Source organism: Salana multivorans, from assembly GCF_003751805.1.
Classification (GTDB): Bacteria; Actinomycetota; Actinomycetes; order Actinomycetales; family Beutenbergiaceae; genus Salana; species Salana multivorans.
On sequence record NZ_RKHQ01000002.1, the window covers coordinates 1 to 18,168 of the forward strand.

At 72.0% G+C, this 18,168-nt stretch carries 26 protein-coding genes; 20 read left to right on the forward strand and 6 right to left on the reverse strand.

Annotated features, from left to right (window positions below; translation table 11 throughout):
• A partial coding sequence (locus tag EDD28_RS17725; RefSeq protein WP_211339224.1) for a hypothetical protein occupies positions 1 to 199 on the reverse strand: 199 nt, incomplete at its 3' end.
• Between the two features lie 2,022 nt (positions 200 to 2,221).
• Between EDD28_RS17725 and EDD28_RS12195 the strand changes: the two genes are divergently transcribed.
• Together EDD28_RS12195 and EDD28_RS17730 are read left to right on the forward strand one after the other, a co-directional pair.
• Positions 2,222 to 2,479, forward strand: a complete 258-nt coding sequence (locus EDD28_RS12195) for a hypothetical protein (protein ID WP_211339073.1) — start codon at positions 2,222 to 2,224, stop codon at positions 2,477 to 2,479.
• 26 nt (positions 2,480 to 2,505) lie between these two features.
• A complete protein-coding gene (locus EDD28_RS17730; RefSeq protein WP_211339072.1) occupies positions 2,506 to 2,718 on the forward strand; it encodes a hypothetical protein in 213 nt (70 codons plus the stop codon).
• A gap of 315 nt (positions 2,719 to 3,033) precedes the next feature.
• On the opposite strand, the gene EDD28_RS17450 is transcribed toward EDD28_RS17730, so the two are convergent.
• The gene (locus EDD28_RS17450) at positions 3,034 to 3,177 is read right to left on the reverse strand and encodes a hypothetical protein (RefSeq protein ID WP_170169483.1); all 144 of its coding nucleotides are present in this window, start codon (positions 3,175 to 3,177) and stop codon (positions 3,034 to 3,036) included.
• Between the two features lie 36 nt (positions 3,178 to 3,213).
• Between EDD28_RS17450 and EDD28_RS17455 the strand changes: the two genes are divergently transcribed.
• From EDD28_RS17455 to EDD28_RS12235, 8 genes are all read left to right on the forward strand, one after another.
• A complete protein-coding gene (locus EDD28_RS17455) occupies positions 3,214 to 3,813 on the forward strand; it encodes a hypothetical protein (RefSeq protein ID WP_170169484.1) in 600 nt (199 codons plus the stop codon).
• Positions 3,810 to 4,748: a phosphatase domain-containing protein gene (locus EDD28_RS12205; RefSeq protein WP_170169298.1), complete on the forward strand. Its 939-nt coding sequence runs from the start codon at positions 3,810 to 3,812 to the stop codon at positions 4,746 to 4,748. The genes EDD28_RS17455 and EDD28_RS12205 overlap by 4 nt, the downstream gene beginning before the upstream one ends.
• Positions 4,748 to 5,065, forward strand: a complete 318-nt coding sequence (locus tag EDD28_RS12210; RefSeq protein WP_123737795.1) for a hypothetical protein — start codon at positions 4,748 to 4,750, stop codon at positions 5,063 to 5,065. The genes EDD28_RS12205 and EDD28_RS12210 overlap by 1 nt, the downstream gene beginning before the upstream one ends.
• Complete coding sequence (locus tag EDD28_RS12215; RefSeq protein WP_123737794.1) at positions 5,062 to 5,748, forward strand: hypothetical protein; 687 nt, start codon at positions 5,062 to 5,064, stop codon at positions 5,746 to 5,748. The genes EDD28_RS12210 and EDD28_RS12215 overlap by 4 nt, the downstream gene beginning before the upstream one ends.
• Positions 5,745 to 5,930, forward strand: a complete 186-nt coding sequence (locus tag EDD28_RS17460) for a hypothetical protein (protein ID WP_170169297.1) — start codon at positions 5,745 to 5,747, stop codon at positions 5,928 to 5,930. The genes EDD28_RS12215 and EDD28_RS17460 overlap by 4 nt, the downstream gene beginning before the upstream one ends.
• 11 nt (positions 5,931 to 5,941) lie before the next feature.
• Positions 5,942 to 6,877 (forward strand): SPFH domain-containing protein, encoded by a 936-nt coding sequence (locus EDD28_RS12220; RefSeq protein WP_170169296.1) that lies wholly within the window; start codon positions 5,942 to 5,944, stop codon positions 6,875 to 6,877.
• Positions 6,874 to 7,077, forward strand: a complete 204-nt coding sequence (locus EDD28_RS12225; RefSeq protein WP_123737792.1) for a hypothetical protein — start codon at positions 6,874 to 6,876, stop codon at positions 7,075 to 7,077. The genes EDD28_RS12220 and EDD28_RS12225 overlap by 4 nt, the downstream gene beginning before the upstream one ends.
• A 171-nt stretch (positions 7,078 to 7,248) precedes the next feature.
• Positions 7,249 to 7,707 carry a hypothetical protein gene (locus tag EDD28_RS12235; protein ID WP_123737790.1) on the forward strand — a complete coding sequence of 153 codons (459 nt, stop codon included), beginning with the start codon at positions 7,249 to 7,251 and terminating at the stop codon, positions 7,705 to 7,707.
• A 25-nt stretch (positions 7,708 to 7,732) separates the two neighbouring features.
• Here the strand turns inward: EDD28_RS12235 and EDD28_RS12240 are convergent, their stop codons facing one another.
• On the reverse strand, positions 7,733 to 8,404 hold the full coding sequence (locus tag EDD28_RS12240; protein WP_123740092.1) for a 3-methyladenine DNA glycosylase: 672 nt from the start codon (positions 8,402 to 8,404) through the stop codon (positions 7,733 to 7,735).
• Entirely contained in the window at positions 8,401 to 9,750 is a 1,350-nt protein-coding gene (locus EDD28_RS12245; protein ID WP_148059617.1) for a heparan-alpha-glucosaminide N-acetyltransferase domain-containing protein, read from the reverse strand. The genes EDD28_RS12240 and EDD28_RS12245 overlap by 4 nt, the downstream gene beginning before the upstream one ends.
• Before the next feature lie 102 nt (positions 9,751 to 9,852).
• On the opposite strand from EDD28_RS12245, the gene EDD28_RS12250 reads away from it, so the two are divergent.
• The 4 genes from EDD28_RS12250 to EDD28_RS12265 all read left to right on the forward strand — a co-directional run bounded on the left by EDD28_RS12250 (position 9,853) and on the right by EDD28_RS12265 (position 13,911).
• A complete protein-coding gene (locus tag EDD28_RS12250; RefSeq protein ID WP_123740094.1) occupies positions 9,853 to 10,665 on the forward strand; it encodes a methyltransferase domain-containing protein in 813 nt (270 codons plus the stop codon).
• Between the two features lie 61 nt (positions 10,666 to 10,726).
• Positions 10,727 to 11,509: a fumarylacetoacetate hydrolase family protein gene (locus EDD28_RS12255; RefSeq protein ID WP_123740095.1), complete on the forward strand. Its 783-nt coding sequence runs from the start codon at positions 10,727 to 10,729 to the stop codon at positions 11,507 to 11,509.
• A gap of 216 nt (positions 11,510 to 11,725) precedes the next feature.
• Entirely contained in the window at positions 11,726 to 13,159 is a 1,434-nt protein-coding gene (gene gltX, locus EDD28_RS12260; RefSeq protein ID WP_123740883.1) for a glutamate--tRNA ligase, read from the forward strand.
• On the forward strand, positions 13,156 to 13,911 hold the full coding sequence (locus EDD28_RS12265; RefSeq protein ID WP_123740096.1) for an HAD family hydrolase: 756 nt from the start codon (positions 13,156 to 13,158) through the stop codon (positions 13,909 to 13,911). Before gltX ends, EDD28_RS12265 begins: the two co-directional genes overlap by 4 nt.
• A gap of 24 nt (positions 13,912 to 13,935) precedes the next feature.
• On the opposite strand, the gene EDD28_RS12270 is transcribed toward EDD28_RS12265, so the two are convergent.
• Entirely contained in the window at positions 13,936 to 15,063 is a 1,128-nt protein-coding gene (locus EDD28_RS12270; RefSeq protein WP_123740097.1) for a GTP-binding protein, read from the reverse strand.
• 52 nt (positions 15,064 to 15,115) lie between these two features.
• Between EDD28_RS12270 and rpmB the strand changes: the two genes are divergently transcribed.
• From rpmB to rpmF, 6 genes are read left to right on the forward strand one after another with little or no spacing between them, the layout of a single operon-like run.
• Positions 15,116 to 15,352, forward strand: a complete 237-nt coding sequence (rpmB, locus tag EDD28_RS12275) for a 50S ribosomal protein L28 (RefSeq protein ID WP_123740098.1) — start codon at positions 15,116 to 15,118, stop codon at positions 15,350 to 15,352.
• Positions 15,352 to 15,522, forward strand: a complete 171-nt coding sequence (rpmG, locus tag EDD28_RS12280) for a 50S ribosomal protein L33 (protein WP_123740099.1) — start codon at positions 15,352 to 15,354, stop codon at positions 15,520 to 15,522. Before rpmB ends, rpmG begins: the two co-directional genes overlap by 1 nt.
• On the forward strand, positions 15,522 to 15,827 hold the full coding sequence (gene rpsN / locus EDD28_RS12285; protein ID WP_123740100.1) for a 30S ribosomal protein S14: 306 nt from the start codon (positions 15,522 to 15,524) through the stop codon (positions 15,825 to 15,827). Before rpmG ends, rpsN begins: the two co-directional genes overlap by 1 nt.
• 6 nt (positions 15,828 to 15,833) lie before the next feature.
• Complete coding sequence (locus EDD28_RS12290; RefSeq protein WP_123740101.1) at positions 15,834 to 16,115, forward strand: type B 50S ribosomal protein L31; 282 nt, start codon at positions 15,834 to 15,836, stop codon at positions 16,113 to 16,115.
• On the forward strand, positions 16,112 to 16,234 hold the full coding sequence (gene ykgO / locus EDD28_RS12295; RefSeq protein ID WP_123740102.1) for a type B 50S ribosomal protein L36: 123 nt from the start codon (positions 16,112 to 16,114) through the stop codon (positions 16,232 to 16,234). Before EDD28_RS12290 ends, ykgO begins: the two co-directional genes overlap by 4 nt.
• Positions 16,234 to 16,404 (forward strand): 50S ribosomal protein L32, encoded by a 171-nt coding sequence (rpmF, locus tag EDD28_RS12300; protein ID WP_123740103.1) that lies wholly within the window; start codon positions 16,234 to 16,236, stop codon positions 16,402 to 16,404. Before ykgO ends, rpmF begins: the two co-directional genes overlap by 1 nt.
• Before the next feature lie 135 nt (positions 16,405 to 16,539).
• Here rpmF and EDD28_RS12305 read toward each other — a convergent pair whose 3' ends face one another.
• Complete coding sequence (locus EDD28_RS12305) at positions 16,540 to 18,150, reverse strand: VaFE repeat-containing surface-anchored protein (protein WP_123740104.1); 1,611 nt, start codon at positions 18,148 to 18,150, stop codon at positions 16,540 to 16,542.
• Between the last annotated feature and the right edge of the window lie 18 nt (positions 18,151 to 18,168).

The window sequence follows — 18,168 nt, forward strand, 5'->3', positions numbered from 1 at the left end:
CATGCTCGCGCTCCTGGATCACATCGAGAAGCTGACCGGCAGGCTGGACCACGCCGAGTTCCGTGCAACGGAGGCCGAGTGGCAGTTGGCGGCCGAGAGTACGCACCAGGATGACGGACCGTGCGCGTCTGTGACCCTCGCGAACGTGGATATCGCGAAGATCTACGACGAGAACGAAATCCTGCGGCGCGACCTGCACACGCCAAGGCTGAGCGCGAGCACGCCTCGGTATTGCTCGGCTCCTGCGTCAGGAGCGGAACGTGCTGCGGCGCGAGGTGGACGGACGCGGACGGGCTCGTGCCGCCTCGACCGGGTGCCGAGCGGAGCACGGTGCGACGCCTGGCGGACGGCTCGCTGGTCTGCTCGGGGTGCGGCAGATTGTGGCCGTGCCGACGCTCCGCGCGCTGGAGGGGGACGCGTCATGACGAGGGCCGCGATGATGGCGACGACGCGCTACGGTCGGGCCATGAGCCAGTACCCGCGCAGCGTCGCGCCGTCCGCCCATGCAGCTCAGCACAAACCCCAACCTCACGCGTGGGCGCCCCGGCGCGCTACCCGGCGGAGGCGTTTCGCGACCGTCGCGTCGACGCAGTCTCGGATGGGTGTGGGGTGTGGTTGCGGGAGTGGGTGCGATCGTCCTGGTGGCGGTCATCACCCGGGCAATCCGGAGGTCGCTCGCGCGACGGCCGACCTTCGCGCGAGCTGGTCCGGGCTGGTTGATGCTTCTGGTCGCCACTCACGGGGTCATCCGGACTGGCCCGCGCCTAGTCGTAACCCACTCTGCTCGCACATGCGAGAGCAATAGGATAAGTGTCGTGTAGTGTGTTGACACGGCAGGCGAGAGAATGGAGAGAGAAGTGACCATCATCATCGGACTGGCTGGGGCGAAGCGCTCGGGCAAGACAGCGCGGCGAATACTCGCTGCGGCCACGGGTTCGCATCATGTGCTTCGCGACCCCTGCGCGACATCCTCGGAGGGCTCGACCCGATCATCCCGGCGGCGCGAACCCAGGGCGGCTACCAGCGCCTCAGCGAAGGCGTTGAGGGAGGCGGGGGGCTGGGAGGGCATCAAGGGCAGCCCTTCTACTGGAGGTCCGCGGCCTGTTGGCAGCGCCTCGGCACCGAGGCCGGCCGCATGGTTCTCGGCCAGGACATCTGGGTCGACGCCTGGAGTCTCGGATCGCCGGCGCGGTCGAGATGGGCGAGGACCGCTTCGTCATCCGGACGTCCGCTTCCCGACGAGATGGACCGACTCCTCGACATGGTGGCTCCGTGTACCGACTCGTCGGCCGAGGGTCGGCAACGATCCCCACCCCTCGGAGCGGGCGCTCGACGGCATCGCCCTCACGGAGATCGAGAACGACATGGAGGTCATCGACCTGCATCGCCACCTCGACTCGATCGTCGAGATGGAGCGCGACTACGAGGACATGCGGGCCGACCTCGCGGGGGTGACCGCATGAAGCTGCCCACCGCGGACGACATCTCGGGATGGTGGACCGGCCTAGCGGGTCGCCCCGAGGCCCCCGCCGATCGCACGTGCCGAGCGCCCCCGCGCGCCTGGAGGCCGAAGTCGCGTGCACTGAGGATCGGCCGGCTTCGGCGGCCGACGCCCCGCTGCCCCCCTCGGGCTACCGATGGGCTGCGGACGTTGCGGAGGTGTCGTCCGTCTATCGCGGTTCGCCCTCTCGCGGAGGGCCGCTCCTGGGGTTGCAGCTTCTGTTGCTCCGGGAGTCGGACGGGGAAGGGCCGTTGGTCGGCGTCGCGTCTTCGGGGACCATGGCGAGATCCGTCGATGGACGATGTCATCGAGGCGATGGAGAGCATCCTTAAGGATCGCCATGCCCTGGAAGCGGAGGCGGCTGCGCGGCAGGCTCGGTGGGACGAGCGCGTGGCGAGACTAGCGCGCCTTGAGCGCCTCGCCGAGAGCCTCGGGGGTGGTCGCTGATGGGGCCGGCTACGCGGAGGTGTCCTACAACCTCGACGAGAAGTACGTGACCGGCGACCGGATCTGCCGTGCCGCCGGGGAGGCGTCGCGGTTCTCATCGACCTGGCGACCGCAGACTATGCCCGCCCGCTTGCGTGCATCGACGTGCGGGCGATGATCGTCCTCGCGTCCGTCTGGCCGGAGCTGAGCGAGCCCGACACGATCCCGAGCCGTACCTCGTCCAGCTCATCCACCCGGGGGTCATGCCATGACCGAGCGAAAGGGGCAGGGGTCGTGACCAAGCACTGTGTCGTCGCTCATCGCATCTGCCGAACGACCGGCAAGCGCAGCTTCTTCTCGGACCGCGACGCCCGGAAGGCCCTGGGCCGCGCCCAGGCGAAGCGCGAGAAGTGGCAGCGGACCGAGACGCGGTACTACCACTGTCGCGACTGCGATGGCTACCACCTGACCTCGCAGTCGCGACAGGAGCACGACGCCGCCGCAGTGCTCTGGCAGGAGTTGCGCAAGATCGCCGAGGAGAGTGTTGCCTGATGCAATGGTGTAACGTGGGGTTGAACGTGCCTGACGATGGTGCCGTCGTAGAGGGGCGGCACTCGACCAACTGCGCGGTGAGCGTCGGGCGCGATGGCTGCGTTGTCCTCACCACCTGGCGCGGGTACCCGGCAGACCGCCAGATGACCACCTTCCTCGACCGACAGGCGTTCCTCGACGCCGTCTCCGACGCCCTTGGCGTCGACATCACCGACCACAACGAAGGGAGCACACTGTGAAGCTCAGCGAGATCCTCGACCCGACCCTGCTGGCGGCCGATGTCGACGCCGGCTACATCACCTCGCGCCACCACCCCGACGACCAGTCGCTCGTCATCTACAACTACACCCCGGCGGCGCAGTATGACCGGCACTGGACGGACGCGACGCGCCTCTGTCGCGGTCTGATCGTGCGGCTCGACGGCAGCGGCGACGCCGACATCGTCGCTCGTCCGTTCGCCAAGTTCTTCAACTATGGCGAGCACCCGGACGGGAGCCTCAACCTCAGCCAGTGGGCCGTCGCCTACGACAAGCTCGACGGCTCTCTCGGGTCATCTACCCCGCGCCGGACGGACGCCCCGCCGTCGCGACGAGGGGGTCGTTCACCAGCGACCAGGCGGTCCACGCGACGACCGTCCTGCGCGAGCGGTACTCCAAGGTCGACACCCAGGCCGGGTGGACGGATCTCGTGGAGATCATCTACCCTCGAACCGGATCGTCGTCGACTACGGCGATATGGACGACCTGGTCCAGATCGGGATGGTTAACCACGCGACGGGGCATTCCACCCCGTCTGCCTGGTGGTCCAAGTACGGGATGCCCGCCGCCTCGCGAGTGGCCGAGGGCTCCCTCGCTGAGGTGCTTGCGCTGCCCCCGCGAGAGGGCAAGGAGGGGGTCGTGGTCCACCTCGCCGACGGGACGATGGTGAAGATCAAGCAGGACGACTACGTGCGCCTGCACCGCATCGTCACCGGCCTCAACGAGACCACCGTGTGGGAGGCGCTGCGCACCGGCACCTACTGGCGGCTGGAGCGGGAGATGCCCGAGGAGTTCCGCGACTGGGCCTGGAGGATCGCGAGGCCGCTCCTCGCAGACCACGGGCTGCTCGTTCAGGGGGCGCGACAGGCGCACGCCTCCGCCGCGCTCGCGGCGCCCAGCAAGCACTACACCGAGCGCCGTACGTGGCGGAAGGAGTTCGCCCGACTGGCGAACCGCAGCGCCTACGCGCCCTACATCTTCGCGATCGAGGACGGGCGGGACTTCTACGACATGGCCTGGAAGGCGGTTCGCCCCAAGGGTCCCAAGCCGACCGGGCGAACGGAGTGTGCGGCGTGACCGGTCAGGAGCTCGTGATCTTGCGGGGCTACCCCGGCAGCGGCAAGACGACATGGGCGACCGAGTGGGTCGCCGAGGACCCGGAGGGTCGTGCGCGCCTGTCGCGAGATGATCTTCGCGACGCCTTCTATGACCGGCGTTCAGGCCTCTCGTCCTCGCAGGAGGGCGCGATCACCAAGGCGCATCGCGCCGCGGTGAAGGCTCTTCTCGCGGGCGGCAAGAGCGTCGCCGTCGACGACACCAACCTCCGCCTCCGGACGGCCCGTGAGTGGGTCGACCTCGCCATCTCCGGGGGAGCCTCCTGGCGCGTCGTGAACGTCGAGACGCCCGTCGGGGAGTGTCACGAGCGAAACGTCGCCCGAGCTCTGCATGGCGAGGCGGCGGTTCCTGGGGGAGTCATCAACAGCTTCGCCCAGCGCTACCCGATGCCGTGGCCCGAGGTGAAGCCGAGCGAGCGCAAGAGGGCGAGCGACCCGATGCCCTACACGCGCGAGGACGGAGCCGGCTTGCCGCTCGCGATCATCGTCGACATCGACGGCACCCTGGCCCACATGAACGGGCGAGGGCCCTACGACCTTGATCGCGTCCATGAGGACACCGTCGATCCGGTGGTCGACATGCTGATCGAGAAGATGTGGCTCGACGAGGTCTCCGTCATCTTCCTGAGCGGTCGCGAGGACTCCTGCGCTGCCGTGACCAACTCGTGGCTCGCCGACGCCGGCTGGGACTCGCGCGAGACGGAGGGCGTGGTGGGTCCGCTCATGCGCAAGACCGGCGACCGTCGTCCCGACTTCGAGGTGAAGTACGACCTGTTCAACGAGCACGTGCGCGGTCGTTACGACGTCATCTTCGCGCTCGACGACCGGAATCAGGTGGTTCGCCTCTGGCGTGACATGGGCATCAAGTGCCTCCAGGTTCAGGACGGCGACTTCTGATGGCGACCACGAGTCAGCGCGAGGCGACCATCGAGCGATGGTGCCGCTGTGGGACCGAGTGGGGCGCGAAGGCGGATGTCCGCTGGTGCCCGCACTGCGACGGGGGCGAGGGGTGCACCGCCTACCCGATGATCCCCGCCACGGCCAAGGACGGCCAGGGGGAGACGGTGCTCACGGGGCTCGGGGGTATCGGCGGGGCGTGCACGAAGTGCGAGGTCTCGCGGCGCATCTGCTGCACCTGCGGGCAGCCCGCAGGGAGCTACGTGGCTGCGCTCGAATGCACGAAGAAGGACATCGAGGAGAGGGGTTACGAGTGAGTGAGAGCAAGTTCAAGGTCGGGGACCGCGTGGTCCGAACCGGCGCGCACCACTACCGCCTGGGGGGCGCCGGGGTGGTCGCTGTCGACCCCAACGAGTGGGAGCTCGGGACCGCTGGAACCGTGCGGTGGGTCTACGGCGATGGTGACCTCGGCGTCAAGGTCGATGGAGCGCCCGTGACTGCGATCGTCCCGGAGTCGGTGACCCTGGAGTCGGAGTACCTCAAGCGCCTCCCGCGCGTCATCTCGTTCGGCGAGATCCAGGTCGGCGACACGATCCGCGTGGAGCTGGTGCGGGACGACGGCATGAGCGACACGCGCCAGGGGTTGGTCACCGAGGTCTCGCTCGCCGGCTACGCCCAGTCGAACGGGTACATCCTCGCCTTCGTGGACCGAGTTTCAGGGATGGCCCAGACGATCACGCTCCTGGACCGGCCCAAGCCCGAGCAGGAGCTCCCGTCCACCATCGGCGCGACCATCGTCAACGTCCGGGTCTCGATCCCGCGGGGCTGGTCATCGGACCCCTTCGAGCGCGTCTACGCATTCGGCGTTCGTCGGCTCTTCGGCGCCGACGAACGGCCGTGGCTGCTGTTCAACCCCGACCAGGGGTGGCAGGACGCCGCCGACGAGCACATCGTCGACTGGGCCCCCGGCGAGGTCGTCGCGGCGGCGGGCGCCCCGTGATCGTTCTGCTCCTGCTCGCGACCTTCCTCGCCGGAGTGGTGTGCGGCCTCGCACTCGCCTCCACCACGGGGCGCCGGAGTCGCGCCTCCAGCCCGACAGCACACCCGGCGGGGCCGACCGGCCTCGAAGCCATCACCAGCGATGCCGTCTACGGCACGCCGATCAACAAGACCACCTACTGAGAGGAGCAACAGTGTTCATCGTTGCCATCATCCTTGCCGTCATCGCGCTCATCGCGACGGCCGTGTTCTTCATCGTCAAGCCCAGGGGGAACAACTACGACTTCCCGACGAAGCGGGCGGCCGGCATTGCCGCCGCTGTCGCGCTCGTGGGATCGCTCCTGTTCGTCGGGTTCAGCACCATCTACTCGCAGTCGGTTGGTCAGGCGTCGGTCCTCGTGAACGCTGGTGGGACCGTCGCCGGCCAGAACAGCGAGCCCGGCTTCGCAACCAAGGCGCCCTGGCAGACCCGCAGCGAGTGGGATCTGTTCTCCCAGTCCGTGACCTACGCCGGCGACGACAAGGGTGCGCCGTCCTACACGGGTGGGCAGGTCTCGGGCCAGCAGGTCACCGCCAGCGTCTCTGGCGGCGCCCAGAGCAACTTCGACTTCTCCGCCGTCTATTCGCTCGACGGGGACCACGTCGAGGAGCTCTACGAGTCCTACCGCTCGCAGGAGCGCTTCACGAAGCAGGTCATCGAGCCGACCATCCTCGCCGTCGTGCGCGACGTCCCCTCCGCGTACTCGCCGGTCCAGTTCCGGGGCGAGAAGCGCGGCGAGGCCCAGGACACCATGCTGGAGCGGCTCAACAGCCGGCTGTCGCAGTACGGCGTGACCGTCTCCCTGGTGAACCTCCAGAACATCACCTTCTCCGACGACGTCGAGGCGTCGATCAAGAGCGTCGAGGTCGCCCAGCAGAAGGAGGCCGAGGCTGAGGCCAACCTCCGCGCGACCGAGGTGTCCGCCCAGGCTCAGGTGGTCGAGGCCGAGGCGCAGGCCGAGGCCAACCGCGTTCTGACCGAGTCGCTCACCCCCGAGCTGCTCCGACTTCGCGAGATCGAAGCGTACGGGTCGGGCACGGTGTTCGTGGTGCCGGAGGGCTCGACTCCGTTCGTCCAGGTCGCGCCGTGAAGCGTCGGATCGCAGCGGTTGCCGTCGCGGCCGGCCTCGCGCTCGGCCTCTCGGCGTGCGGGGTCGAGGCTGAGAGCTCCACCCAGACACGAGCGGGAACGGTGAACGTGTTCACCGTCGACCTGCCGGACGGTGGTCGGATGCTCTGCGCAACGCTCACCCGCGGTGAGGACGGCGTCGCGCTCGACTGCTCATGGTGAGCGTCGCCCCGCGCTGGCGGCGGTACCGCGCGTACTGCGACGACTGTCGCTGGGTCGGTCCCGGATACTGGCGGACGGGCCACGGCGCGCAGAGCGATCTTCGGGAGCATCTCGCGAAGAACCACGAGCGGTCCGCCCACGGGGTGGAGTTGGTGCCGTTCGGTGATCTCGATGGCGACTGAGTACCAGCGGAAGCTGTGGGACCAGTTCTACGAAGCGGGGCGGAACCACAGGGTGATGCAGGCGCTAGAGCGCGAGCTCGACGCCCCTCTTCCCCCGCCGCCGCCGCTGCGGAGCGAGTTCGTGCCGGAGGATGCCTGGCCCTCGCTCCCCGCCTCGCCAAAGCTGTTCATCAAGAAGGCGACGGCGAACGGCTGGGCCGTCAGGGTGCTGGACTCGGTTGGTCCTCGACTCGGCGGACTCGGGCTCCGCAACGTTCTGGAGCCCGAGTGCCACACGCTTGGCGTCTCGGCCCGCAGGGGGCCGGTCGCCATGTGCGCCTGGTGGCGCGAGACCGACAGCGTCAACAAGGACGGCAGCTACAAGTGGGTGGCCGACTCCGCGATCGGGTTCCAGCCCACGCTCAAGGTCATCTCCCACACGGACGCCACGAAGTACCTGCAAGCCTGAACATCGAAGGGCCCCAGCTCAAGGATCACACCCTAGGCTGGGGCCCTTCGGCGTGCCAGGTGCATCCTAGGCGGATGACCAGGTCCATCCCGACGTGGAGGCAGCCGGGCTGGTCCAGCTCGACCTGGAGCTCGCGCGTGGGCCGCAGCTCGTTGCGGCCCGTCGCCTCGGGCGTGAAGAACCGGAACGCGTCGTAGTGCGAGCACGTGATCTGGTGCCGCTCGACGACGGCGTCGGTCCCTGCCTCGCCGAGCCGCAGGGGGAGCGCGTGCCGGTGCGCGCCGGCCGGCTCGCGGTAGACAATCGCCCACTCGTGCAGCCCGAAGCACGAGAAGACCGGCGGCCGGTCGGCGACGGCCGCCAGCAGCGTCGCGTGGTGGCGCACCGCGCCTCCCCGGTCCGCCAGGTAGGCCCGGCCGTCGAGGCGCACCGCGTCGCCCTCCGTCGTGAACCAGCGGGCCGACGCGACCGGTGAGCCCGCGGCGTCGGCGAGCGCGACGCCGGCCCCGGGGGACCAGCGCCGCAGGACCGCGGGCCGCAGCGGGTAGTACGTGTAGAGGAAGTCCTCGACGGCGTGCGAGGAGCCGGCGGCGCGGCGCTCGCGGTGCCCGGCCGTGAGTGCGTCGGCCCGGCGGGCGTGCGCCTCGGCCCGGGCCGTCCAGGCGCCGCGGGGCAGCAGCGTCAGGGTCGGGCTCACCGGACCCAGCCGGGCGGCGGGGGGAGCTGGGCGCGCAGCTCGGTCCGTCGCGCGGCCGCGTCCGACGCCAGCTTGAGGAGGCGTTCGAGCGGCCCCTGGCCGAGCAGCGGGCGCCACACGCAGGCGAAGACGATCGACCCCAGCGCGAGCGCGAGGAGCGGCACGTTGCTCTCGGGGTAGAACACCGCCATCGGGCCGAGGATCGCGATGACGACGATCTGGCCGGCGTAGATCGTGAGTGACATCGCGCCGGCCGTCGCCAGCGGCCACAGGAGCGTCGCGCCGATGCGGGGCGTGGTGAGCAGGAGGCACAGACCGGTGACGGCGACCGCGACGCCGAGGTTCCCGACGACCTCGAACGTGGAGCCGGCGTGCGGCTCGGTCGAGACGAGGACGTCGGGCCAGAACAGGTAGTCCGGCGCGTACGCGGAGTTCGCCCAGACGCCCTGGAGGAGGACGCCGAGGCCGTACCCGACCGCGGCCAGCGCGGTGCCGAGCCCGAGCAGCGTCGCGGCGTAGCGCGGCGACGCGAGGTTGCCGCGCCCCATGACGAGGCCGGCCAGGAGGTAGCCGATCCAGACGAGCGCGGGGTAGTAGCCCCAGACGAGCTCGCCGATGCCGAAGCCGAACTGCACCAGCGACGGCTGGACGGTACCGGTGGTCGCCTCGCGGAGTCCGAGGACGACGAGCGGGCCGATCGTCACGGCGGCGGCGATGATCGCGACCAGCCAGCGTGTGGAGAGTCGCAGCACCGGCAGCGCCATGAAGAACAGGACGGCGTAGGTCGGCAGGATGATGACGACCGGCGTGCCGAGCGCCTGCAGCGCGATGCCGATGGGCAGCAGGATCGCGGCGCGCACGGCGATCTTGACCCGGACGCTGCGCCAGGCGACGCGCTGCGGCGGCAGGGGGCCGGGGGCGAGCGGGGGCACGGGGCCGAGGCCGCGGGCGCGACGCGACATGAGCGCGATGGAGACACCCGCGAGCGTCGCGAACAGCGCGGAGGAGCGGCCGTCGAAGATCCACATCCACTGCTCGCCCCAGCCGCCGCCGGACGCGTGGTGACCCGTGCCGAGGTGCGCGACGAGCATGCCGATGATGGCGACCGCGCGCGCCACGTCGACGCCGCTGATCCGGACCTTCGCCGCCGCGGGAGCTGCGCCGCGCGCCGGGGCGGGCACGGGCGTCGGGGCGACACCGGCGGCCGGGATCGCCGGCCCCGGCGTGACGGGGCCCGGCGGGGGCGGGACGAGCTGACCCGGCCGGCCAGCCGCGACCGGCGCGACGGGGGTGCCCGCGGGGAACACGGGACCTGCGGCTGGCGGCGGCGGGGGAGGTGTCGTCACGGACACGAGGGTAGGCGACGGGACGATGGACGGGGCCGCACGGCGTCCGAGGGGTAGGTTGGGGGTGCGACGACGAGGTCGCCAGGGCAGAAGGAGGTCACGATGACGACGACGCGATACACCCACGGTCACAGCGACGCCGTCCTGCGGTCGCACGCGTGGCGCACGGTCGAGAACTCGGCCGCGTACCTCGTCGACGACCTCGCCCCGGGCCTCGACGTGCTCGACGTCGGCTGCGGGCCGGGCACCATCACGATCGACTTCGCGCGCCGGGTGAACCCGGGCGGGCGCGCCGTCGGGATCGACACCTCCTACGAGGTGCTGATGAAGGCGTCGGAGCTCGCGGCGGTCAGCGGCGTCGACAACGTGCTGTTCGAGCCGGCCGACGTCATGGACCTCCCGTTCGCGACCGGGAGCTTCGACATCGTCCACGCGCACCAGGTGCTCCAGCACCTGCAGGACCCGGTCGGGGCGCTGCGCGAGATGACCCGCGTCCTGCGGCCCGGCGGCGTCCTCGCCGTGCGCGACGCCGACTACGGCGCGATGACCTGGTTCCCGGAGCTCGCCGGCCTCGAGGAGTGGCGTGACCTGTACGCGCGGGTCGCCCGCGCCTCCGGCGGTCAGCCCGACGCCGGACGCCGCCTGCTCGCGTGGGTCCTCGCCGCCGGCTTCGACGTCGACGACGTGGACGTCAGCGCCTCCACCTGGTGCTTCGCCGACCCGGAGTCGCGCGCCTGGTGGGCGGGGACGTGGGCCGAGCGGATCCGCGGCTCCGGGGTGGCCGAGCGGGCGCTCGCGCTCGGGTACGCGACCCGCGAGGAGCTGGAGGAGCTGGCCGAGGTGTGGCGCGAGTGGGGCGAGCAGGACAGCGCGCTGTTCCTCGTGCCGCACACCGAGGTCCGCGCCCGCAAGTAGCGCGGCTCGCGCCCGGCGCCGGCCGGCGCCTTGCCCCGGCTCGGGTCCGTAGGCTGGTCGCATGCGCATCGCTCGTGTCGCCGTCGGCGACGACCCCCGCTACGCCGTCGTCCAGGGTGAGGGCAACGACCCGGAGCAGTGGCAGTTCGCCATGCTCGCGGGCGACCCGCTGTACGGGGGCGTCGAGCCGACCGGTCAGGTCCTGCCCGCCGATGGCGTCCGGCTCCTCGCCCCGGTGATCCCGCGCTCGAAGGTCGTCGGCGTCGGGCGCAACTACGCCGAGCACGCGGCCGAGCTGGGCAACGAGGTGCCCGAGCGGCCGCTCGTCTTCCTCAAGCCGAACACCTCCGTCATCGGCCCGGACGACCCGATCGTCCTGCCCTCCTACTCCGACGACGTGCACTTCGAGGGGGAGCTCGCCGTCGTCGTCTCGCGGCTGTGCAAGGACGTGCCGGTCGCTCGGGCGCTCGACGTCGTGCTCGGGTACACGGTCGCGAACGACGTGACGGCCCGCGACCAGGGCGCGACCGGGCCGTGGGCGCTGAAGAAGGGGTTCGACTCCTCCTGCCCGCTCGGTCCGGTCATCGCCACCGACGTCGACCCCGGCGACCTGCGGATCCGGACCTGGGTCGACGGCGAGCTGCGCCAGGACGGCAGCACCGCCCAGATGCTGGTCGGCGTCTCCGAGCTGATCGCGTACGTGTCGTCGATCTTCACGCTCCTGCCCGGCGACGTGATCCTCACCGGCACGCCGGCCGGGGTCGGACGGATCGACGCCGGCCAGCGCGTCGAGGTCGAGATCGAGGGCATCGGGCGCCTGGGCAACCCGGTCCTGCGCCGCTGAGCCGAGGCCGGGGCTCACCCCGCGCTGGTCCGGCGCGGCCGCCGATGCGCTCCTGCGCCTGGGGGACGAGGGACGCGGGGACGGCGCCCGCGGCTAGGCTGGCTGATCGTGACCGAGACGCCAGCTGAGACCGCTCCGACCGCCGCCGCCCCTTCCGTCGGACCGGCCCCGACCGTGCGCTTCTGCCCGTCGCCGACCGGCATCCCGCACGTCGGGATGATCCGCACGGCGCTGTTCAACTGGGCGCAGGCGCGGCACACGGGCGGCACGTTCGTGTTCCGGATCGAGGACACCGACGCGGCCCGCGACTCGGAGGAGTCCTACGCCGCGATCGTCGAGTCGCTGCGCTGGCTCGGGATCGACTGGGACGAGGGCATCGACGTCGGCGGGCCGAACGGCCCCTACCGGCAGAGCCAGCGCGCCGACATCTACGCCGACGTCATCGAGCGGCTCAAGGCCGGCGGCTACCTCTACCCGTCGTTCTCGACGCCCGAGGAGATCGAGGCACGCAACGTCGCGGCTGGCCGCCCGCCGCAGATGGGCTACGACAACGCCGAGCGCGACCTCGCCCCCGAGCGGGTCGCGGCCCTCGAGGCCGAGGGCCGCCGGCCGGTCTGGCGCCTGCGGATGCCCGACGACGACCTCACCTTCCACGACCTCATCCGCGGCGAGGTGACGTTCAAGGCGGGCTCGGTGCCGGACTACGTCGTCGTCCGCGCCGACGGCAAGCCGCTCTACACGCTCGTCAACCCGGTCGACGACGCGCTCATGGGTGTCACCCAGGTGCTGCGCGGGGAGGACCTGCTCTCCTCGACGCCGCGCCAGCTCGCGCTCTACCGGGCGCTCGTCGAGCTGGGCATCGCGAAGCAGACGCCGGAGTTCGCACACATGCCGCTCGTGCGGGGCGAGGGCAACAAGAAGCTCTCCAAGCGCGACCCCGAGTCCGACCTGTTCCACCACCGCGAGCGCGGGTTCGTCCCGGAGGGGCTCCTGAACTACCTCGCGCTGCTCGGCTGGGCCATCGGCCCGGACCGCGACGTCTTCACCATGCGCGAGCTGGTCGAGGCCTTCGACATCCGCGACGTGAACCCCAACCCGGCGCAGTTCGACCTCGCGAAGGCCGAGGCGATCAACGCGCAGCACCTGCGGATGCTCGATGTCGCGGACTTCACCGCGCGCCTCGTCCCGTACCTGCGCGGGTACCTGTCCGCCGACACCTACGGGGGCCTCACCGACCGCGAGCGCGCGATCCTCGACGCCGCGGCGCCGCTCGTCCAGGAGCGCATGACGCTGCTCGGCGAGGCGCCGGGGATGCTCGGCTTCCTGTTCACGCCGGACGCGGACCTCGTCGTCGAGGAGGACGCAGCGGCCTCGCTCAAGGAGGGCGCGGCCGACGTGCTCGACGCGGCCGTCGGCGCGCTCGACGCGCTGGCGGAGGAGGAGTTCGCGACGGCCGCGATCGAGGAGGCCCTGCGCGGTGCGATCGTCGACGGGATCGGGATCAAGCCGCGCCTGGCCTTCGGCCCGCTGCGCGTCGCCGTCTCCGGCCGCCGGGTCTCGCCGCCGCTGTTCGAGTCGATGGAGATCCTCGGGCGGACCTCGACGCTGGCGCGGCTCGCTGCGCTGCGCGCCTCGCTGCCGGCGTCGTGAGCCCCGCGCGGCTCGCGGGCGTCCGGGGCGTCCTGCTCGACATCGACGACACGCTCGTGGTGACCCGCGAGGCGTTCGGGGCCGGCATCGCCGCGGTCCTGCGCGAGCGCGTCCCCGACATCACCGGCGAACGGCTCGCGGAGGCGACCGCCATGTGGCGCGCGGACCCGAACGGGCACTACCGCCGGTACGTGCGCGGGGAGCTGACGAAGGACGAGCAGCGGCTGCACCGCGCCAACGAGGTGCACGCGCACCTCGGCGTCGCCCGGCTGGACCGCGACACCTTCCCGGCCTGGGACGCCGTCTTCTGGGACGGGTTCGAGGCGGCCTGGCGTCCGTTCGACGACGCGGCGGGCGCCGTCGCGTCGCTGACGGGGGCGGGGCTCGCGCTCGGCGCGCTCACCAACGCCGAGGGTCCGATGTCGCAGCGCAAGCTGGTCGCTACCGGCTTCGGCGACAGCGTCCGGCTGCTCGTCAGCCTCTCCACCTTCGGGGTCGGCAAGCCGGACCCGCGGGTGTTCCGCGAGGGCGTCCGGCTGCTCGGGCTCGAGCCGGAGGAGACGGTGTACGTCGGCGACGAGCTCGACACGGACGCGATCGCCGCGCGCGAGGCCGGGCTGCACGGCGTGTGGCTCGACCGTCCGGGCGCGCGCCGCGGGGGCGTGCACCTGGAGGACCCCGGCGTCGCCCGCGAGCTCGGCATCCCCGTCATCGGCTCGCTCGGCGAGCTGCCCGGGCTCCTGGGTCGCTAGCCGCGCGGTGGCGGCTGCCCGGAGCTACGCAGCCGGCGGCGACGTGCGGTAGAGGTCGGCCGGGTCGCCGAGGAACCGCGCGAGCGGATCCGGGCGGCCGAGCCAGGCCGCCGGCTCCGCCGTCTCCCGCGTCGTGGCGAGCGCCCGCAGGAACGCCCGGCGGATGCTCCGCCAGGGTGCCAGGCCGGCGTCGCCGTGCCCGACGACGACCAGTCGCGTCTGCGGCTCGCTCTCCTCCCACGGGCCGGCGACGCCGATGAGCACGCCGCCGCCGGTGGCCTCCCAGCCGCAGGCCGTGTCCGGGCGGTTCGGCAGCCAGAACACGCCTCGGCTCGTCGTCGCCTCGGGGGCCAGGTCCGCCGCGAGCGCGAGCAGGCGCTCGGGGTGGAACGGCCGCTCGCTCGTCAGCTCGACCTGCCACACCCCCGACGCGGCGATCCGGACGCCGTCGGCCTCGTCGACGTGGCGGAAGCCGTGCCCGGGGCCGCTGGTCACCGGGTCGCAGCGCTCCTCGGCGTCCTCGAGGTCGTGCTCCCCGGCGAGCGCGAGCGCCAACCACGGCTCGCACAAGTCGGCGACCAGCGCCGACGTGGGGGAGCGGAGCGCATCGACGAGGTCGCGCCCGGCGTCGTCGTGACCGGCGAGCACCACGAGGTCGGCGGTGACGAGGTGCGCGACGACGTCGCCGTCGTCGACGAGGTCCGCGCGGATGGTCCCGGGGTCGAGCGCGGCGACCGTGTGGGCGAGCCGTGCGCCGAACAGCCGGCTGCCGGGCTCCGTCTCGTGCGCGAGCTGACGCGTGGCGGGAAGGATCTCGGCCCCGAGCGGGAGCGCGAGCAGGACGGCGCTCGCACCGTCGGCCAGCAGGGCCGCGATCGCGGGGACGGCGTCCTCGCGCAGCGCGCAGCCGGCGCAGGCGTGCTCCAGCGCCACCTCGGTCTGCTCCCGCGCGCCGGCCCAGTCGAGCACCCGTCGCGTGAGAGTGACGGCGGAGTCCGCGGGGTCGGTCTCCGGCCCTGGCCCCGGGTCGCCGGTGAGGTCGTGCACGACGACGACGAGGTCGGGTCGGTCCAGGAGGGCGGTGGCGATCGCGGTCTCGCGCACGGTGGGGTCGGTGCTCGCGAGGACGACGACGGGCGTGGGGGAGTCCATCGTCACATCGTAGGAGTTGTTGATAATGATTCTCAAGTTCTATAGTGGGACCATGGTCGCAACATGTCAGCTCACCGGCGCCGCGCCGTCCTTCGGCAGGAGCGTCTCCCACTCCCATCGCCGGACGTCCCGGCGCTGGAACCCCAACATCCAGCGCAAGCGCTACGTCGTCCCGTCCCTCGGGCGCACCGTCACGCTGCACCTGTCCGTCCGCGGCATCCGCACGATCGACCGGATCGGGATCGAGGCCGCCGTCGCGCGGATCATCGCCCGCGGGGGGAGGGTCTGATGGCGCGCGCCTACAAGGAGGTCCGGCCCAAGATCAAGCTCGTCTCCACCGCGGGGACGGGCTACACGTACGTCACCCGGAAGAACCGGCGCAACGACCCCGACCGGATGGTCCTGCGCAAGTACGACCCGGTGGTGCGCCGGCACGTCGAGTTCAAGGAGAGTCGCTGATGGCGAAGAAGTCGAAGATCGCGCGCAACGAGCAGCGGCGCGCCGTCGTGGCGCGCCACCGCGAGGTGCGCCTGGAACTGAAGAGGGCGTCGGTCGACCCGGCGCGCCCGATCGAGGAGCGGGAGGCCGCCATGCGCGCCCTGCACCGCCTGCCGCGCGACGCCAGCCCGACGCGCGTGCGCAACCGCGACGTCGTCGACGGTCGCCCGCGCGGTCACCTGCGCAGGTTCGGGCTGTCCCGCGTCCAGTTCCGCAAGCGGGCGCTGGACGGCGAGCTGCCCGGCGTCACGAAGTCGAGCTGGTAGGCGAGCATGAGGAACGACATCCACCCGCCGTACGGCCCCGTGGTCTTCCGGGACGTCTCGGTCCCGGAGGGCACGCCCGGCCGGGAGCTGCTCACCCGCTCGACGCTGGTCGCGACGGCGACCGAGACCGTGACGTGGAGCGACGGCCGGACCTACCCGCTCGTCGAGGTGCAGATCTCCTCGGCGAGCCACCCGTTCTACACGGGCAGGCAGAAGATCCTCGACACCGCAGGACGCGTCGAGAAGTTCAACCGCCGCTACGGCCGCGGAGAAGGAGGACGACGATGAAGGTGCGCGCGTCGCTGCGCTCGCTCGCCAAGCAGCCCGGCTCGAAGGTCGTGCGCCGCAAGGGCCGGATCTACGTCATCAACAAGCAGAACCCGCGGTTCAAGGGGAGGCAGGGCTGATGGCGGTCCCGAAGCGGAAGCTGTCCCGGGCCAACACGCGCGCGCGTCGGTCCCAGTGGAAGGCGGAGCCGCCGGCCCAGCTCGTCGCGGCGCGCACGCCCGACGGCCGGACGGTGATGGTCCCGCGCCGGCTCGTCCGGGCGGTCGAGCGCGGGCTCGTCACCCCGTAGCGACGGCTCGCCGCCGGCGATCGCCGACCGGCGATGCCGGGGGAGACCCAGGAAGCTGAGCGCGGAAGGCCCGCGGAGAGGTCGTGCGACCCCTCCGCGGGCCCTCCGCGCGTCGTACCGTCCCGCGACCGTGACTCAGCGCGCGAGGCGCCGGCGGGCCACGGCGGCGCCGCCGCCGAGCGCGAGGGCCAGGACGGCGAGCCCGGCCACGATCGCCGACGACTCGGCGCCGGTGTCCGGGAGGCGGGAACCGGTCGGCGTCGGACCGGGCGTGCCCGACGCGGGCGTGCTGGGCGCGGTGCTCGGCGTGCCGCCGGGTGTCGGCCGGTCGCTGGGCGTGACGCTCGGCGAGGGCTCCTCGCTCGGCTCGTCGCTCGGAGTGGGCGTCGCTGCGTCCTCCTCGACCGTCACGGTCTGGGCCGCGTCCTCGATGTCCCGGTGCTCGGCGACGACGGGGCCCTCCCCGTCGGCGCCCTCGTGCAGCGTCTCGAAGGCGACGAGGCTCTCGCCGGCGTGGCCGGCGGGGACGACGAACGTCACCTCGACGGAGCCCGAGGGCTCGCCCGGGGTGAACGTGACCGCGCCGGTGATGCCGGTCGGGGTCCCGTCGGACCTGCGCACGAGCTCGCCGACGAGCGTGTACTCGGTGCCGGGCGTGAGGTTCTCGTAGCTGACCGTGTCCACGACCGTCCCGCCGCTCGCGGGCAGGACGCGGTCGCCGTCGGCGGCGTCGACCAGCGACGTGCCGATGGCCGGCACCGGCGCACCGGGGGCCGCCGACCAGCGCGCCGTCGCCCGGGCGCTCGTCGTCGCGGTGCTCGGCACGACCAGGATGATCGACTGCGCGTGGGACTCGGCGGTCGGCGTCCCGCCGGACGCGGCCGGCACCGAGACGACCCTGCCGGTCGCGCTCGACCCGACGGCGGACACCGTGACGGTCGCCGACCCGGCGGCGCTCGAGCCGCGCAGGTCCAGGTACAGCTCCTGCCCGTCGACGACGGCGGCCGGGTCGACGGGTGTGCCGGACGCGTCGACCAGCGCGGTCGCCGGGTCGACCGACGCCGTCACCGTCGGCTGGTTCGTGCTCACGACGAACGGGCCGACGAGGGTTCCGGCCGTGCCCGGCGTCGCCGGCGCCGTGATCGACGCCGTGACCGCGAGGTCCTCCGGGGTCGTGCCGCTGCTCGCGTTCGCGCCGTCGACGAGGTACCAGTAGGCGGTCTCGGAGTCCTCGGACTCCCAGCTCCAGGAGGCGTCCCACGTGAGATCGGTGTAGCGCCAGATCGCGTACTGCGTCGCCTCGATGGCGTCGTTCCGGGAGATGTCCGGTACGCCGGACGCCTCACCGAAGTCGGCGAGGCTGAGTGCCGGGTAGCTGTGGGCGAGCACCCAGAGCACCTTGCCGGCGACGGCCGGGTCGCTCAGGTGGTTGTCGCCGAGGAAGTCGTCGAGGCCGCCGACCGTCCCCTCGACGTTCGTCCGGGCCGACACGTCGTGCTCGACGCAGTAGGCCCACGCGTCGGGGTCGCCGGTCGGGGGCGTCTCGTACCAGATGGGGAACAGGCCCGTTCCGCCGTAGCCCTGCTTGCTCCCGATGTGGACGGTGTCGCCCGGCTCCGCCGCCGTGGCGGCCGCGCTCGGGACGACGAGCGCGGCGAGCGTGAGCAGCGCCGTGGCGAGCCGTCTGCCCGGCCGTGCTGCCGGCCGTGTCGCCGACCCGCCGGTCGTGGTGTGCTGTGTGGACATGGCGCTTCGCTTCCCCCT